Origin of the sequence: Streptomyces sp. NBC_00273 (assembly GCF_036178145.1) — a bacterium.
GTDB lineage: Bacteria > Actinomycetota > Actinomycetes > Streptomycetales > Streptomycetaceae > Streptomyces.
This window is the reverse complement of the sequence record NZ_CP108067.1, coordinates 10,194,807-10,211,180: the sequence shown is the minus strand read 5'-3', so window position 1 is coordinate 10,211,180 and position 16,374 is coordinate 10,194,807. Positions and strand designations below refer to the sequence as shown.

At 69.7% G+C, this 16,374-nt stretch carries 12 protein-coding genes and 2 pseudogenes; 7 read left to right on the top strand and 7 right to left on the bottom strand.

The window, feature by feature from the left end:
* Nucleotides 1-88: 88 nt before the first annotated feature.
* The 3 genes from OG386_RS46315 to OG386_RS46305 all read right to left on the bottom strand — a co-directional run bounded on the left by OG386_RS46315 (nucleotide 89) and on the right by OG386_RS46305 (nucleotide 2,081).
* Nucleotides 89-367, bottom strand: coding sequence for a hypothetical protein (locus OG386_RS46315; protein WP_328786194.1), 279 nt, complete (start codon nucleotides 365-367; stop codon nucleotides 89-91).
* Between the two features lie 35 nt (nucleotides 368-402).
* Nucleotides 403-1,671 carry a hypothetical protein gene (locus OG386_RS46310; RefSeq protein ID WP_328786195.1) on the bottom strand — a complete coding sequence of 423 codons (1,269 nt, stop codon included), beginning with the start codon at nucleotides 1,669-1,671 and terminating at the stop codon, nucleotides 403-405.
* A 116-nt stretch (nucleotides 1,672-1,787) separates the two neighbouring features.
* The gene (locus OG386_RS46305; protein ID WP_328786196.1) at nucleotides 1,788-2,081 is read right to left on the bottom strand and encodes a hypothetical protein; all 294 of its coding nucleotides are present in this window, start codon (nucleotides 2,079-2,081) and stop codon (nucleotides 1,788-1,790) included.
* 563 nt (nucleotides 2,082-2,644) lie between these two features.
* Between OG386_RS46305 and OG386_RS46300 the strand changes: the two genes are divergently transcribed.
* The 6 genes and pseudogenes from OG386_RS46300 (at nucleotide 2,645) to OG386_RS46275 (ending at nucleotide 10,338) form a co-directional block, all read left to right on the top strand.
* Nucleotides 2,645-3,619, top strand: a complete 975-nt coding sequence (locus tag OG386_RS46300; protein ID WP_328786197.1) for a helix-turn-helix transcriptional regulator — start codon at nucleotides 2,645-2,647, stop codon at nucleotides 3,617-3,619.
* A gap of 882 nt (nucleotides 3,620-4,501) precedes the next feature.
* Nucleotides 4,502-4,816: a trypco2 family protein gene (locus OG386_RS46295; RefSeq protein WP_328786198.1), complete on the top strand. Its 315-nt coding sequence runs from the start codon at nucleotides 4,502-4,504 to the stop codon at nucleotides 4,814-4,816.
* Complete coding sequence (locus OG386_RS46290; protein ID WP_328786199.1) at nucleotides 4,816-6,981, top strand: VMAP-C domain-containing protein; 2,166 nt, start codon at nucleotides 4,816-4,818, stop codon at nucleotides 6,979-6,981. The genes OG386_RS46295 and OG386_RS46290 overlap by 1 nt, the downstream gene beginning before the upstream one ends.
* Nucleotides 6,978-7,973: an AAA family ATPase gene (locus tag OG386_RS46285; RefSeq protein WP_328786200.1), complete on the top strand. Its 996-nt coding sequence runs from the start codon at nucleotides 6,978-6,980 to the stop codon at nucleotides 7,971-7,973. The genes OG386_RS46290 and OG386_RS46285 overlap by 4 nt, the downstream gene beginning before the upstream one ends.
* A pseudogene (locus OG386_RS46280) lies at nucleotides 7,885-9,405 on the top strand (SAV_2336 N-terminal domain-related protein); the annotation flags it as partial. The gene OG386_RS46285 and the pseudogene OG386_RS46280, both read left to right, overlap by 89 nt.
* A 216-nt stretch (nucleotides 9,406-9,621) precedes the next feature.
* Complete coding sequence (locus OG386_RS46275) at nucleotides 9,622-10,338, top strand: response regulator (RefSeq protein WP_328793113.1); 717 nt, start codon at nucleotides 9,622-9,624, stop codon at nucleotides 10,336-10,338.
* 504 nt (nucleotides 10,339-10,842) lie between these two features.
* Here OG386_RS46275 and OG386_RS46270 read toward each other — a convergent pair.
* The 3 genes from OG386_RS46270 to OG386_RS46260 are packed head-to-tail and all read right to left on the bottom strand — an operon-like array spanning nucleotide 10,843 to nucleotide 14,155.
* A complete protein-coding gene (locus OG386_RS46270) occupies nucleotides 10,843-12,420 on the bottom strand; it encodes an acyl-CoA carboxylase subunit beta (RefSeq protein ID WP_328786201.1) in 1,578 nt (525 codons plus the stop codon).
* On the bottom strand, nucleotides 12,417-13,205 hold the full coding sequence (locus tag OG386_RS46265; protein WP_328786202.1) for a 4'-phosphopantetheinyl transferase family protein: 789 nt from the start codon (nucleotides 13,203-13,205) through the stop codon (nucleotides 12,417-12,419). The genes OG386_RS46270 and OG386_RS46265 overlap by 4 nt, the downstream gene beginning before the upstream one ends.
* A gap of 14 nt (nucleotides 13,206-13,219) precedes the next feature.
* Nucleotides 13,220-14,155, bottom strand: coding sequence for an MBL fold metallo-hydrolase (locus OG386_RS46260; protein WP_328786203.1), 936 nt, complete (start codon nucleotides 14,153-14,155; stop codon nucleotides 13,220-13,222).
* 298 nt (nucleotides 14,156-14,453) lie between these two features.
* Here OG386_RS46260 and OG386_RS46255 point away from each other — a divergent pair, with 298 nt between their 5' ends.
* Entirely contained in the window at nucleotides 14,454-15,191 is a 738-nt protein-coding gene (locus OG386_RS46255; protein WP_328786204.1) for an SDR family oxidoreductase, read from the top strand.
* 406 nt (nucleotides 15,192-15,597) lie between these two features.
* On the opposite strand, the pseudogene OG386_RS46250 reads toward OG386_RS46255, so the two are convergent.
* Nucleotides 15,598-16,308: pseudogene (locus OG386_RS46250) on the bottom strand (methionine adenosyltransferase domain-containing protein); the annotation flags it as partial.
* Nucleotides 16,309-16,374: the final 66 nt, after the last annotated feature.

Genomic DNA, 16,374 nt, shown 5'->3' with positions numbered 1-16,374 from the left:
TCTGCAGTGCTGGGATCCGAAGTGGTCGCGCGTGCCTGGGGCGGGTACACCGGACCGGTGCACCCGCCCCCAACGACTACCGCGGTGATCAGACGGTGGTGACGACGACACCCTCCGGGAGGGCGGCCTTGAACTCCGCCAGGTCGCCGAAGGAGCGCGAGGTGATCTGCTCCTCCGTGTCGGCGTCGATCATTGCCGAGGCGATCTTGCCGAGGATGCTGCGGAAGTACTCCGGGGTCTCGAAGTAGGGCTCCAGCGCGGAGCTCAGGCTCTCCAGGGCAGCGCGGGCGGCGGGGTCCGTGACGTCACCGGACATGGCGGCGAGCTCGGTCTTCCAGGCGGCGGTCTGGACACTGGTGATCGACATGATGTGTTCCCTTCGGTGGGTTCTTCGGTGGGGTTTCAGCGGGTGAGCGATATTGCTTTGGCTTCCATGCGCGCCAGCGCATGGAGAGCCGGTCCGGGCAGGTAGCGGTCGCTGTCCTGCTCGGGCCTGCTGGCGCCGGCATCGGACGGATCGGTGGTGGTGACGTCGCGGCCGAGAGGGTGGTCCAGGGCCCAGGGTTCGAGGTCCAGGAGTTCCATCTCGGAGCGGAGCCAGACACGGCCGGTTCCGGTGAGCCGGTACCAGGTACTAGGGGGGACGCGGACCCCGATGGTGGGGTCCCCGAGGCGGATCACGGAGTGTTCGCCGTCCGCGGTCACCACCTCGATCTGCGCGTCCGTGCTGCCCGCCAGCCACGTGAGGCGGCGGCGGGAGTATTCGTGGCGGACGAACCGGCCGCCGGCGCTGCCCTCGCCTGCGTCGGGGCTGTCCTGGGCCCGGCTGCCGTCCAGGTCCACTTCGAGGACGTCGGAGGTGCAGCTGTCGGTGGAGGGCACGACGGTGAAGGACTCGGGGCCCGTCAACACGAAGTTGTTGCGTGAGGCCCACGGGTGGATGTCGCTCCCCGTTTCGGCGGCCCGCCACGACGGCCTGAGCGTCGCGTAGGTGGTGTTGCCGCCGATGGAAACGCGGTATCGGGCGGCGTAGGCGCCCTGATCCTGCGCGTTGGTCTGCTGGGACATCCGGGAGAGCAGCAGGTGCGCGGCGACCGGCAGCTCGTGGCGGTTGGTGCGCACCACTGGAGCCTGCTGCGAGGAGCGTAAGAAGGACACGAGATCGTTGTCCGGTTCCCAGTCGGGGTTCTGGTCGGCGTACCAGACGGGTTCGTCGCGGGTCACGACTCCGCCCAGGCCGTCGAGGGTGTGGGCGATGCCCTTGGGGATGATCAGGACCCGGTAGGGCGAGACGGCCATCTTGATGGTGATCTCGTCGCCGAGCTGGGGCGAGTCTTCGCGGCAGTCGATCAGGTGCACGGTGATGCGCTGGCCCTCGCCGAAGAAGGTGAGTCGGTCGTCCTGGCCTACGTGGATGCCGTAGGCGGAGTAGGCGAAGTCCTTCTCGTGGGTGACGTAGTCGGTGATGCCCGGCCCGTTCGAGATGCGGGTCACCCGGACGACGCCGTTCGTGCCATCGCTCTCGCTCACGTTCGTGGTCTCCAGCCGCGCTCCTGGCAGGCAGAACTCCATGGAGGTGACGTCGTCGGGAACCTGGAAGGTCCCGATGTGGCGGCGTTCGGTGGTGCGGTCGAGCGCCGTACGTGACCCTGCGTCAGCGGTTTCGAGCATGGTGGGTTCCTCTCTCTTGCCTTCGTGGTGGTGGCCGACGCGCGGGCCTGGGGGGTGGAGAAGGGTGGAGGCATGCGTAAGGGCGGGGCGGGTAGGCAGGCGGGTGTCCTGCGCCGTTACCAGAACTCGCGGCCGTCACCGGCGTCGGCGGTGTCCGACAGCCTCCAGGCCGCGAGCCGTGGTGTGTGGGCGATGGCCCGCAGACACGCCGCGCGAGCGGTCAGTAGGGCCTCGGCCTCGCATCCGGCCAGGACGAAGAAGACCAGGTCGATCCGGTCTCCGTCGCCGCGTGTCCAGAGGTGCTCGATCCGGTCCACGGGATCGAAGTGGGCGGTGAGGAGTTCCCTGAGGTCGTCGGGCGCCGCAGGCGTTCCGTGGGAACCGACCAGCCGCATTGTGATCATGTACATGGCGCTCTCGCGTGACCTGGCACCGTCGGACTCCGGGTGGGATCGGCGTCAGATCAACTGGCCTGTGCCAGCTCCCTGACCGGTGTCGGTTCCGCCCTGGGGTGTCACCCAGCCAAACCCATCGTCGGCCCTGATCTGGTGCGTCACCCATCCGAACCCGTCATCGGCCACTACCTGCCCCGTTCCCCAGCCGAACCCGTCGCCGGCGGACGCACGTCCCGCGTCCTGCGCTCCATGAGAGACGGCTCCGGAGGTTGCGACGGCGACGATGAGAGCGGCGGATGCGAGCAGGACTGCGGCGATCCGGGACATGGAAAACTCCACCCTTCAGAATCAGCTTCTTTGTCTTCGTTGTCGCGTCCACCCCGTTCTGCGGGGTGTTGCGTTCGATGGCATAAGGCTGTCCCACGGCGGTGGCGGTGTCACTAGCCGCAGACGGGCGTCAAAACGCCAGGCGACTAGACGCCACCTCGGATCGCCTGCGGGCTTGAACACGTCCTGTCATATGCGGAAGGTTGCGCTCATGGGTGATCCTGACCAAGTCCTAACCAAAGGGGGACCACATGCTGCAATTACTCGGGCTCTCGCCCCATGCCGAGACCGTTTACCGGGCGACCCTGCTGCACCCCGACCACGGGGTCACCGATCTGATGGCGGACACCGGACTTCAGGAGAGGGTGATCCGCGCCGCGTTCGACGAACTGGCCGCGCTCGCCCTGCTCAAGCCGTCCGACCAGCGCGGGGGAAAACTGCGTCCCGTCAGTCCGGAAGTCGGCCTCACTACGCTGCTGGCCTCTGCCGAAGCCGACCTCGCGGCGCGCCTGGCCCAGGTGGAGACCACCCGGGCCGAGATCGCGGCGATATCCGCCGAACACCTCGGCACACGCATGTCGGACAGTGCCACGCGACTCGAAGGTCTCGACGCCGTCCGTACCCGGCTGGAAGAACTCCAGCGGACGACCGAGTTCGAGTGCCTATCCCTCAACCCCGGTGGCGCGCACAGGCCCGACGCCCGCAATGCCGCAACCCCGCTCAACGAGGAGGCTCTGCTGCGGGGCGTGGCCATCCGGGCCGTCTGCCGCGACAGCTTCCGCAACGACCCCGACACCCTCGCCTACGCCCGCTGGCTCATCGAGCACGGCGGGCAGATGCGTACCGTCCCCACCGTGCCCATCCAGATGATCATCGTCGACCGCCGGGCCGCGATCCTGCCCTTGGACCCGGATGACCCGCGCAAGGGCGCGATCGAGGTACACGGCTCCGGCATCATCACCGCCCTGTGTGCCCTGTTCGAGCTGTGCTGGTCAGCGGGGACGTCCTTCGGCGAACAGCCGCCCGCCAACGACAACGGGTGCACCCCGACGGAACGCGCGCTGCTGGACATGGTCGCCGCCGGAGACACCGATGAGGCCGCGGCCCGCAACCTCGGCATCTCGGTGCGCACGGTCAGCCGGATGATGTCGAGCCTGATGGAACGACTGGACGCGGCCAGCAGGTTCCAGGCCGGTGTAAACGCGACGAAGCGCGGGTGGCTGTAGAGCCACACCCCGATCCCATCAGAAACCCGCCACGGGATGGTCTCGGAGCCCGAACAGCTCGCCCCGACTCGGAGGGCAGCCGGAATGCGCCGGAAGCAGGCGATCGGCGGGTTGCGGCTCAGTTCCCTTCTGCCTGGACGTCGCGCACGCTCACGCCGCCTCGCCGAGGACTGCCCCACCACCACCGTCGTCTACGAACCGGCGCCGTAGGAGCCGATCAACCGCACCGGGCGGTCAGCGAAGTGACACAGCCAGACCCCGGGGCGCGCGTCCCGGGGCCCCGTGCTGCTCGGGGAATGCAATGGGGGCTCCGCAACGACGTCAGCCCGAACAAGGACCGCATCTAGGGCCTCACGGCTCCCCCACGCCGAGGAGAACGTCACCCGGCCCACAGATGCTCCGGACCGGCCGCGGTGAAGTGCTCGGCAACCTACTGGGCCGCATCCGGGCGCAGCGGAACCGTCCGGCATCAGGCACTTGCAAGTACGGCCTTGTCCGGCGCCCCTCACCCCTTCCGTGCCGCCTTCGTCGAGCAGCGACCAAGCGCAGGCAGGGCACGACCATTGCACATCGGCCTCGAACCGGGGTGCGACGCCAGCGTGTTCCTGATCGCCGCTGCACGCTTCCTCGCCAGCGCCTACCAGGGGTGCTCTGCGGCACTCGCCAATCGGCAGCCCTCACCGTTCCAGCAGATGCGATCGAGGGCTCCGACCCCCGTTGGGGCTCGCGTCGTTGCACGGGAACGTCACGCGACGTCGAGCGCGGCCCCGCCGCCCACCCGCCGGACACGCACCCCGACGCGCCCGTTCCCCCGAAGCACGGGCGACCGGCCCCGAACCTTGGCAGACTATTCCGCAGGCACAGTGCGCATTGGGGGTGCGGATGGCGGGGATCGGTCTTGCCGCAGCGATCGAGGAACTGCGGCAGGAGCTCTATCGGGCGCAGGATCAGGGGGCAGAGCAGCAATTCGCGTTCGGCATCGAGGAGGCCGAACTGGAGCTGCAGCTGGAACTGCGCAACAGCGGCAAGGGGGACGGAAAGGTCAGCTTCGGTGTGGCGACCGTCGGCGCGGGCGGTGAGCACTCCACCATCCGCACCCACAGACTGACGCTGAAACTTTCGGTCCGGGACCGAGCCCGCGGCGGCTCCAGTCCCGAGATCAGCGACACCGAAACCGGGTCCTGGGACGAGGAGTGATGGACCCGCACAGACTGGTGCTGATCCGCAGCGGTACCACGGGGCTGCGCCATCGCGTCGGCTCTGGTTATCTCGTCGCACCCCGCCTGGTGCTCACCGCCGGACACGTCCTCCGGGACGGCGAGAGCGGCGCCTACGGGGAGGAGATCCAGGTCAGAGTGGGACACCCGGGCCGCGGTCAGACGCTCCGCACCAAAGCGGAGCTGATCTGGACCCATCCGCAGGACCTGGACGTCGCCCTGCTGCTCACGGACGACGAGATCGACGTACCGGGGCCGGTTCGATGGGGCCACCCCGTGGACACGGCCCCACTGCGCTACGAGGGACTGGGCTTTCCGCTGGCATCCGCGGAAGGTGGTCGTGACGCCGAACACCTCCGCGGCGTCCTGCCTCCGCTGTCCTCCGGGGCCCGCGGCCTCTACGTGCTCGACCAGGAGCCCGCGCCCGACCTCCGCGACGACGGCCGCAAGGCCTGGGGAGGCGCCTCGGGAACCGCAGTGTTCTGCGAGGACCACCTGGTGGGCGTGGTGATTCGCGATGACCGGTCCTACGGCAACCGCCGCCTGCGGGCCCTCCCGGCGCATCGCTTCGTCCAGGACGGCGGCTTCGAGGCACTCCTGCGGCAGTACGCCGACGGTCCGCCCCGCCTGACCGAGATTGGTGCCGCCCTCCCGACGGCCCAGCCCGCGGCGGAACGCAGCCCGGCCGAGCAGGAGACCGAGCGGCTCCTGTGGTCGCTGCTCGGCGGCCGGACGGCCTACGCGGCACATGCCCGCGCCCTCGTACGGCGGCTCGGATACGCCGTCCCCGACAGCCATGAACCGACCATGCCCGACCTCGCGGCACTCGTGGCGGCCCATCCCCGCGCCCTGCCTTCTCTGAGCAACACCCTGGCCCCGGCCCTCACGGGCCATGACGAGCGCACACGCCTGACGGACGTCCTCACCCGCGCCCGTGCCGGCGGACTGTGCCTGCTCCTGTCCTTGGACGAATGCGAGCACTTACTGGAACTGCTCCGCGGCATCTGCAAGGGGCAGCCCACGCTCATACCGCGCGCCGCCCGCGAGGCCCTGCGCTACGCCTGGCTGCCCGAACCGCTGAACCGCACGCATCTCTGCGCCGACGACCTCGAACACGTCGTCGAGCACCTGGAGTCCGTCTCCGACAGCGAGCGCGTACCGGACTGCACACCGCCCGTACCGGCCCTGCTCCGCCTGGTCGAATGCGTGGCTGCCGCCCTGGGAAGCGAAGCGGGAGCGGAGCTGCGCAGCTGGTCCGATCAGGTGGCCGCCCGGACCGGCATCCACCCGGCGGCGCTCGCCGAACGGCGCACCGACGCTGGCCGCTGGGCCGCCCGGCAGACGTCCCCCTTCTCCCGTGTCGTCGTCGAGGTTTCCCGCGCGCGGACCGAAGCACGCGAGAGTTACTACTGCCGCATCCTGCTCGCCCGCGCCGACGGCACGCACACCCCCCTCCACGAGGCGGAGAGCTCGCCGAGGACACCCGAGGAAGTGGCCCGGCGGGTCCGCGACGCCGTCGAGGTCGTCGCGGACGAGCTCGGCCCGACAGCCGCGCCCCACGCGACGGTTCTGGTGGCCCGCGACAGCCTCCATCTGCCCATCGACGAATGGAACCCCGGGGCACCCAACGAGTTCGTGCCCGACCAGCCGATCGGCGCCGAGTTCTGCATCACCCTGAGCTGCCCGGAGATGAGCGACCTGGTGCGCGGCAGAGAACGTGAGCACCGGCGGCGCTGGGAAAGCGGACATGCGGCCCCCTTGGTGGTCGACGACGAACGTGTCACTCGGCCACGGCTTAGGCGGCTGCTGCAGAGCACTCACCGTGACGTTACCCAGGTCGTGCTCCACGGTTCCCCGGATCAGCGGGACGCACTGCTCGAACTCTGCCTGGCGCTCGGTGTCCCGGTCGTCCTCTGGGACCGGCGGGCCGACTCCCCCGCGAACGCGGCCGGTCTGCAACAGCTGGACCCCACCGGGCCGCTCGCCGATCTGCCTGAGCGGGTCCGCGTCTTCCGCGGGACGGCGTTCGACGAGCCGGAGACGCTCCCCGCGCGCCCCGCGCTCGTATGGGAGGAACACGGCCTGCGACCGCGGCCCGGATCGCTGACCCTGCAAGACCCCCCAGAAGGAGCCCACGCGTCATGACTGCCGCAGAATCCGCTGCCACCGGCCAGCCCACCCCGTCCGGCGACGGGGACTGGCGGCTCTTCCGGGGCAATGGGGTGCCCCGCTCTGTCGTCTTCCCGCCCGCCCCGCCCTGGCGACGGCTCCACCCGCAGGAGCCCGACGGCTCGCGGACCGCACGCCCGCGCCCGTACCTGATCGGCCCCGACGACGCGGACGTCGTCAGCGCCGCCCTCCACCTGCGCCGGCCTCTGCTCGTCACGGGACACCCCGGTACCGGGAAGTCCTCCCTGGCCCACGCGATCGCCCACGAGCTCGCCCTCGGCCGCGTCCTGTACTGGCCGGTCAATAGCCGTTCGACGTTGCAGGACGCCCTCTACCACTACGACGCGATCGGCCGGTTGCGGGAAGCGAACCTCCGCCGGGACGCGGTCGGCTCCGAACCCGGCATCGGCCAGTACGTCCGGCTCGGCCCCCTGGGCAACGCGCTGCTTGCCCGGGACCGGCCCAGGGTCCTGCTCATCGACGAGTTGGACAAGGGGGACGTCGATCTGCCCAACGACCTGCTCACCGTGTTCGAGGAGGGCGAGTTCGAGATTCCGGAGATCAGCCGCCTCCCCGAGGAGCACTCCACGGTCCACGTGCGGACTGACGACCCGGACGCGCCGGCACCGGTGGTCCGCGGCCGCGTCCGCTGCCATGAGTTCCCCGTCGTGGTCATCACCAGCAACGGTGAACGCGAGTTCCCGCCCGCTTTCCTCCGACGGTGCGTCCGTCTCGACCTGCCCGAGCCCGACGAGGAGCGGCTGCGGGACATCGTCGCCTCGCACCTCGGCCACGAGGCGCTCCACGACATCGACGACCTGCTGGAGGAGTTCCTCGGCCGCCGCGCGCCCGGAGAACTTGCGACCGATCAGCTCCTCAATGCGGTCTTCCTACGCGCGGGCGGCATCGATCTGGACGCTGGCCGACTGCTCGACGCCGTCCTGCACCAACTCGGCGGGGCGGTATGAGTGCATGTTCGGACGTCTGAGAGAGATCCTGGCCAGGAGCGGCGTCGACCTCGCCGACGAGGAACTCCTCGACGTCCTGTGGCTGGCCAGGAACCTGCCGAGCGACGTCCGTCCGCTGGCGCGACGTCCGGCCCCGGCCGCCCTACGGCAGAGCGCCGGGCAGGGTGAGCCCCGGGCCGACGGCGCCGACGATCCCGCGCAATGTGGCGCGCCCCCGCCGCCGGACCTCGCCCCGTACCGTCTGTTCCCCCTGCACGCGGCCCCGCAGGGGAGGGGGAACAGCAGGCCGGAGCCGGTCCCGCGCCGGGCGCACGCCGTACGCACCCCGGGCCCCCATGTCCTGCCCAGCCGTCATCTCACGCTCGGCAAGGCGTTACGGCCGCTGCGGCAGCGGCTCCCCGACCGGCGCCGTCAGGAACTGGACGTGGCACGGACGGTGGACGCCATGGCTGAAACGGGTCTGCCCGAGACCGTGACGAGCCCCGCCGGTAGCCGCTGGCTCTCCCTCGCTCTGCTGATCGACGACGGCGTGTCCATGTTGCTGTGGAAGCGTCTGGCCTCGGAGATCCGCACGCTGATGGAACGGGCCGGGTCCTTCCGCGACATCCGCGTGTATGGACTGAACACCCGTGGTCCCCGAGCCCCGTTTCTGAGCAACCGTCCCTACCGGCAGCAGGGTCCCTACCTTCCGCCGGCCGCGCTCTGCGACCCCACCGGCCGCACCCTTGTCCTCGTGGTCAGCGACGGCGTCGGCGACGCCTGGTGGGACGGCCGGATGAGCGAAGCGGCGGCCATGTGGGCCCGACGGCAACCCACCGCGATCCTGCAGGCGCTGCCCGCCCGGCTGTGGGTGAACTCGGGCATCACGACTGGGCCGTGGCACGTCACCAGTGTCCGCAGGGGCGGTCCCACCACCGCCTGGCGCGTCACCGACCCGAGACTGCCGGCGGATCTCGTCGGCTTCGACTCCGTCCCCGTCCCGGTGCTCGAACCCACACTGGCCGCCGTCGGCGACTGGGCCCGGTTGGTCGCCTCACCGAGCGCGACCGCGGTGCTGCCGCTGTGGAACATCGGGCGGTCCGTCACCCAGCCCTGGCGCGCCGAGAGCCGGCAGGGTCCGGACGCCGAAGCCGTTCTGCGCTTTCGCGGCGCGGCCAGCCCGGAGGCGTATCGGCTCGCCGCCCACCTCGCGGCCGTGGCGCCCGTCACTCCGCCCGTCATGCGCATGGTGCAGGAGGCGCTGGGCCCTCCGACGGACACCGGGCACCTCGTGGAGGTCTTTCTCGGCGGCCTCATGCACAACGCCGCCGTGGACACCACCGGCCGGTTGCCGCGGCCGGAGTTCTTCGACTTCTCCGACGACGCACGGCGTATCCTCCTCGGCACGCTCCCCGCCCGCGAGTTGCTGCGCACCACACGACTGATCGCCGACCGCCTGGCAGCGTGTGTCCGGCACTCGCCGAGCTTCACCGCCTGGGTGGCGCATCCGGGAGGCGCCGCCGCCGTCGGCGCACCCGAACGGTCCTTCGCCCAGCTGGAGGAGCGGCTGCTGAAACGCCTCGGCGTCGCCACGCACATCGGCGCCCCACCCGCCGACTGGCCTCCCCCGGCCCCGGAACCTCGGGAACGGGCCCTGTCACAGCCACCTGTGGCTCAGCGGACGGATGCCGGGTCCCCCGCGCCGTCCTTTGCGGCGGGCGGGAAGGCCAAGATCCTTCTGGTCGACGACCAGCCGGAGAACGTGCTGGCCATGGAGGCCATCCTGTCCACGCTCGACCAGACGCTCGTCGCTGCCTCGTCGGGGGAGGAAGCGCTCAAGGCGCTGAACGTCCACGAATTCGCCCTCGTTCTAATCGCCACCCAGATGTCGGGAATGGACGGCTACGAGACCGCCGCACACATCAAGCGTCGTGAGCGGACCCGCGACACACCGATCATCTTCGTCAGCTCGTACGGGATGGGTCCCCACGCCATCTTCCGGGGGTATGCGGCCGGTGCCGTGGACTTCGTGTCGCGGCCGTACGATCCTTGGGTGCTGCGCGCCAAGGTGACCGTCTTCGTCGACCTGTACCAGAAGAACGTGCAACTGCGCGAACAGGCGGTTCTGTTGCGCACCGGGGCCGCGAACGATCTGCTGGCGCAGCTGTCCACCTTGTTGTCCGGTGTCGAGACGCAGGCACGCGACCTGGCCAGAGAGCTCCAGGCACAGGCATCGAGCACGAGGGTGGGGACCACGACCGCCCGTCTGGATCGCGCGATCAGGAGCCTGCGCCAGGTGCTGCAGGGTGCGTTGGAGCTGCGGGAAGAACCTGGTGCTCCGCCGGCCTCGGCTTCCCTGCACTCACCACGACATCGAGACCAGTGAAGGCAGCCCGGCCGTGCGTCATCGTGCGCCGCTGTCCCCGCTCCCCGCTCCCGGCTGCCCGCCGGGTCGGCCGGGGCATGGGTCTTCCAGTACTCCAGCAGACTGTGGAAGGGCGGGGTCGGCGGCCGGGAGGGCCAAGAGGGCGGCCGGTTCCAGTTCACCGGCCGGGATGGTCTGTAGGAGCCGGGCGGCCCGCTCGGTGGTGGCCGGGTAGGGGGTGACGGTGCGGACCAGGCCGGGCACGGCTGCGTTGTGTTCGGTCGGGTGGGCCCCAGGCGGGGTGCGCTGGAGGCCTCTGGAAGATGGTCGGTCCGTGCCCCATGAGTTGTGCGTACCACCATGGGGCATGCGGTGCGGGCACGCCCTGCTCAGGGCCGGTGAGCTGGTGGCTTCGCAGCGCGGCGAGCAGCACTACGGCTAGGGCAGAGAGTTCTTCGGGGGACGGAGAGCCGGCCTTTACCACTATCAGCGGCTCGGGAGTGGGCCCGTCGTGCCTGGTGGCGTTCATTGCGGTTGGTTGCCGTGCTTGCGGGTGGGTAGGGGGGCGTTCTTGGCGCGCAGCATGGCGAGGGCGTCGATGAGGCGTGCCCGTGTCTCGGCGGGGTCGATCACGTCGTCGACGAGCCCGCGTTCGGCTGCGTAGTACGGGTGCATCAGGTTCTCGCGGTACTCCTCCATGTACTGCTTGCGGGCGAGTTCCGGGTCACCGGCGGCGGCGATTTCACGTCGGAAGATGACGTTGGCCGCACCTTCCGCGCCCATCACGGCGATCTCGTTGCCCGGCCAGGCCAGCGACACGTCGGACCCGATCGACCGCGAGTCCATGACGATGTAGGCACCGCCGTAGGCCTTGCGCAGGATCAGCTGGATGCGGGGGACCGTCGCATTGCAGTACGCGTAGAGGAGTTTGGCGCCGTGCCGGATGATGCCACCGTGCTCCTGGTCCACGCCGGGGAGGAATCCCGGCACGTCCACCAGCGTCACCAGTGGGATGTTGAAGGCGTCGCAGGTCTGCACGAAGCGTGCGGCCTTCTCGCTGCTGTGGATGTCGAGCACCCCGGCCAGCGCGGAGGGCTGGTTGCCGACGATGCCCACGACATGGCCGTCCAGTCTCGCCAGGGCGCACACGATGTTGCCCGCCCAACCCGCGTGCACCTCGAAGAAGTCCCCGTCGTCGACGAACTCCTCGATCACCTGGCGCATGTCGTACGGGCGGTGAGGGTCGGCCGGCACGAGTTCCCTGAGGGCCTGCGTGCGGCGGTCTGCCGGATCGGATGAGGGCTCCACCGGGGGCAGTTCGCGGTTGTTGGCCGGCAGAAGCGACAGCAGGTAGCGGACGTCGCCCAGGCATTCGGCCTCGTCGTCGTAGGCGAAGCCCGCCACTCCCGACACAGTGGTGTGCGTGTCGGCTCCGCCCAGTTCCTCCTGGCTGATCTGCTCTCCGGTCACCGCCTTCACCACGTCCGGCCCCGTGATGAACATCTGCGAGATGCCGCGGACCATGAACACGAAGTCCGTGAGGGCGGGCGAGTAGGCGGCGCCGCCCGCGCACGGTCCCATGATCACGCTGATCTGTGGGATCACTCCTGAATTGCGGACGTTGCGCTGGAAGATGCCGCCGTAGCCGGCCAGCGCGGTGACGCCCTCCTGGATCCGGGCTCCGGCACCGTCGCAGAGTCCCACCACCGGGGCACCCGCCGCGGCCGCCATGTCCATGATCTTGTGGATCTTCTCGGCGTGCGCTTCGCCCAGGGAGCCGCCGAAGATCCGGAAGTCGTGCGCGTAGGCGAAGACCACGCGTCCGTAGACCTGCCCCCAGCCGATGACAACGCCGTCGGTGTACGGGCGTTTGTCCTCCAGTCCGAAGCCGGTGGCCCGGTGTCGGCGAAGGCCCTCGACCTCGGTGAACATGCCGTCGTCGAAGAGCAGGGAGAGGCGCTCGCGGGCGGTGAGTTTGCCTTTGGCGTGCTGGGCCTCGGTGGCCCGCTCGCTGGGGCCGCGCCGCACGTGCGCGCGGATGTTCTCGAGTTCGGTGATCCGGCCGTCGACGGCCCGGAACGGGTTGTCCTCCAGAATGGTCATGCTTCCCTCTTCTCGTAACCGATGTCGCCAGCTTGGGACGTGTGCGTCGAGAGCTCTTCGAAGGACGTTGAGGTCCCGACGGTCACGGTGGTCACGACCAGGCCGTTGCGGATCAGCCAGCGGCCGGCGAACCGTCCGACGGGGCCGCCTTGCGGCAGGCACGCCGTGAACGTCCCGGCCCGCTTTCCCGTTGCCCGGGTGAGGGTCACGACCACATCCTGAAAGCCGAGCGGCAGCCCGGTCAGCGGCGACCACGCCTTGTACACGGACTCCTTGGCGCTGAACAGCAGGCATCCGCCGTGCAGTTTGGGTTCAGTGCGGCGGAGCCGTTCCAGCACCGGATGCTCCTCGGGACGGGTGATGCGCTCCAACAGTGCGGGCGGCAAGGGCCGATGCGGCTCCGCGTCGATGCCCAGGCCCATGAGGTCCTCGGCGCGGGCGAGCGCCGTCGCGGCGTAGCCGGTGCAGTGCGTGATGCTCCCTACCGTGCCCGGCGGCCAGGTGGGCGCCCTGTCACGTGCGGGCAGGATCGCAGCGGGGGGAAGGCCGAGCGCGGCGAGCGCCGCCCGCGCCTGCTGCCGAGTTTGGGTGAACTGCTGGCGCCGCTTCTTTGATGCGTGGCGCAGAGCTGCCTCCTCCTCCGGGAAGAGACCGCCGCGGGAGCCGGGCCATTGGCCGTCCCCCGGGCCGTTCGCGTGCGTCACAGTTGCCCGGTCCGGCGACCCCTCCCGTGTGGTGATCGAGTCGAAGGCCGACACGGTCGACGGCAGGATCTCCTCGATCACCGCATCCTCCCCGGTCAGGCGTGGCAGATGGGGAGACCACCGTGGAACTCCAGCATGTGCCCGAACGCGCCCATCTCGTCGATCTGTTCACCCAGCACACCGCCCCGGTTCTCTGCGTACGCCCGTACGAGGTTGGGCACCAGCCGCTCCGCGTCGATCAGCTCTGACCACTCCCCCAGGTCCGTGTCCCGCGCCACCTCGAGGGGCGACAGCTCGGCCGAGATGCCGTCCTCGGCGAGCCTTTGGACCCAGCGCAGATAGCGCGTACAGGTGTCGAACACTTCGGGGCCGCAGACCGCGCCGTGGCCGGGGACGACGACCGCGGGATCCAGCGCCCGCAACTGCTGGATGACACGCAGTGTTCCCTCGACGGAACCCATGAGGCAGAAGGGCGTGACGCCGTTCATCACGATGTCGCCTGTGAACAGGACCTTCTGTTCCGGCACCCAGACGACGGTGTCTCCGGTGGTGTGCGCGGGGCCGGGGTGGAGCAGTTCGACCGTGCCCGGGTCCAGATGCAGCGTCATCCGGTCGGTGAAGGTGATCTGCGGCGGCGTGAGGTGGACCTCTCCCCAGTGCACGTCGGGCCACAGCTGCTGCAGTCCCAGACCGGACTTCACGATGTCGCCGCGTGCGGTCTCGTGTGCGATGAACAGGGCCTGCGGGGCGAAGACACAGTTCCCGAACGTGTGGTCGCCGTGCTGATGTGTGTTCACCACGACCTGTCGGGAGTTGTTCCCGAGCCGGTCGACCTCCTTGCGCAGCAGGTTCGTCCGCTTGATGGTTGCCGCGGTGTCCACCACGAGGGTGAACTGCCTGCCGGGTACCACCCCCGCGTTGCTCAGGCACCACCCGCCGTCCGGCTGCACGAAGGCGTACACGCCGTCGGCGACCTCCTCCAGCCGGGTCTCGCGCACTCCTCGCAGGTCCGCGCCCGTCACCCCTCGCATGCCCACTCCCTCCAGCGCCGCTGCCCAGACCACACCTTCGCGGCCCGATGCGCGTTAAGCCTGCGACAACCGGGTCGAAGGCGGTTAGAAGTCCGGGCTGCGATACGTCCAGCGGGGACGGGAGGTGGTGGAGCCGGCCACGCGATTACTTCTCGTTCTCTTGTCGACGAAGGTGCGCGAGCCTCACCTGGAGCACGTCGTACAAGGCCTATCCGTCGTGCGTGTCATAGGAGTTGTGCGCGTCCCAAGCGGCGTACGCGCCAACGCAGTCGCCGCACATACGAAAGGAGGGCCCGCCATGAGCAGCAGCGCAGTCATCACGGGCGGAACCCGTGGGGTCGGGTTGGCCGTTGCGCGCAAGTTGTGTGCGAACGGCGCCGACGTACTGCTGGTGTACGGCCACGACGACACGGCCGCCAAGCACGCTGTCGACTTGCTGTCCGGGCTGCCGGGCACCGCATGCACGGTGAAGGCGGATCTGGCCGTCCCGGGCAGCATCAGCTCGGTACTGGACGTGGCGCGGGAACGATGGGGCGGGCTGGACGTCCTCGTCCACTCTGCCGCCGCCTGGCGGCCGTCGCTGACTCTGGAAGCCACGCTGCGCGATGCACGCGACGGCCTCACCGTGGCCCTCGCACCCCTGCTCGCCGCCGCACCGGCCCTCGTCGAGCTGATGTCCGGCCGGGCGGGCAGGATCGTCGCGGTCTCCAGCAGCGGTGCGCGGCAGGTGGTCAACCGCTACGCGACCCAGGGAATGGCCAAGGCCGCCCTGGAGAGCCTGGTCCGCTACCTTGCCGTCGATTTCGCCCGCTCCGGCATCACCGTGAACGCCGTGTCCAGCTCGAAGCTCGACAAGGGGGCCGCCACCGCGGGCCCGTCTGAGGTGGCAGCGGCGCTGGCCGCCCGTACGCCTGCCGGTCGGCTCACCACGCCCGAGGACATCGCGAACGTCGTGTCCCTGCTCTGCCACGCCGACGCCGGCTGGATCCATGGTCAGGTCATCACCGTCGACGGCGGGCTGTCCCTGCTCGGCTGACCTGCCCGCTCCATGAACTGGCCCATCAGCGCTCTCATTCCCCCAAAGGGCGCTGATGGGCCCTCTGCTGCCCCGAAAGCGATCAGGGCCGACTCCAACCCGACCCACCCCTGCGCACCCGGAATGCCGATGGGGACAACCGACTGGAAGCCTGGCGAAACCTGAGGATGTTGTTGCAGGCGGCCACGACGTTGGTAATGCCTTTGCGTAGACGTGAGGCGGGTGGTTCGTCGTCGGCAGCGATGCGCGAGCGGTGGTTGGCCGTCGATCAGGAAGTGGCGGCAGCCTTTCTCCGAGGCAAGCTGGGGCCACTTCTGGGGGTTCTCGCCCAGGGTGCGGTTGAGGAGGGTGAGGATGTGGGCGTACTCCTCGGAGTACGCCGTCGACGGGTCCAGGGGTCGGCGATCGTGACGGCTTCGATAGCCACTGGCTCGGCCTTGCTGATCGCGTACGCGACCTGGACCTCGCAGCGCGCGGCGAGACCCGCGGCCACCACGTTCTAGGCGACCTCGCGCATCGCGTACGCGGCCGAACGGTCCACCTTTGACGGGTCCTTGCCCGAGAAGGCGTCATCGCCGTGACGGGCCGTACCGCCGTACGTGTCGATGATGTTCTTGCGGTCGGTCAGGCTTGCGGCGCCCATGGGACCGCCGCTCTCGAAGCGGCCGGTCGGGTTGACCAGCAGGCGGTGGTCGTCCGTCTCCAGCGTGATGCCGTCGTCGGCGAGCTGTGCCAGTAGACGCTCGACGAGGTGTTCGCGGATGTCCGGGGCGAGCAGCCCCTCAAGGTCGTTGTCGCCCGCGTGCTGCGAGGAAAACACGACGGTGTCGAGGCGGACAGGGCGGACTTCCCAGGTACTCGACGGTGAGCTGGGTCTGGCCGGCGGGTCGCAGGTAGGGAACCGTTCCGTCCTTGCGTACCTCGGTTGGGCGGTGCGAGAGACGGTGGGCCGGCTCGATCGGCCGCGGCTGCGCACCGATGGACACCGATACGCTGCAGGAGGCGCCGTCGAAGCCAGGCGCAGCAGCGCATCGAGGATCGTGTCACTGGTCTGGTCAGCGATTTTGTCGGGGTGGCTCTCGGTCACGGATTCCGAGGTGAGTAGACGGCCGGGCATGATGGTCCCTCCTAGCGTGGGGTGAGGACTGCCTGGTGGGACAGCAGGCGATGGGGTACGGCGGTC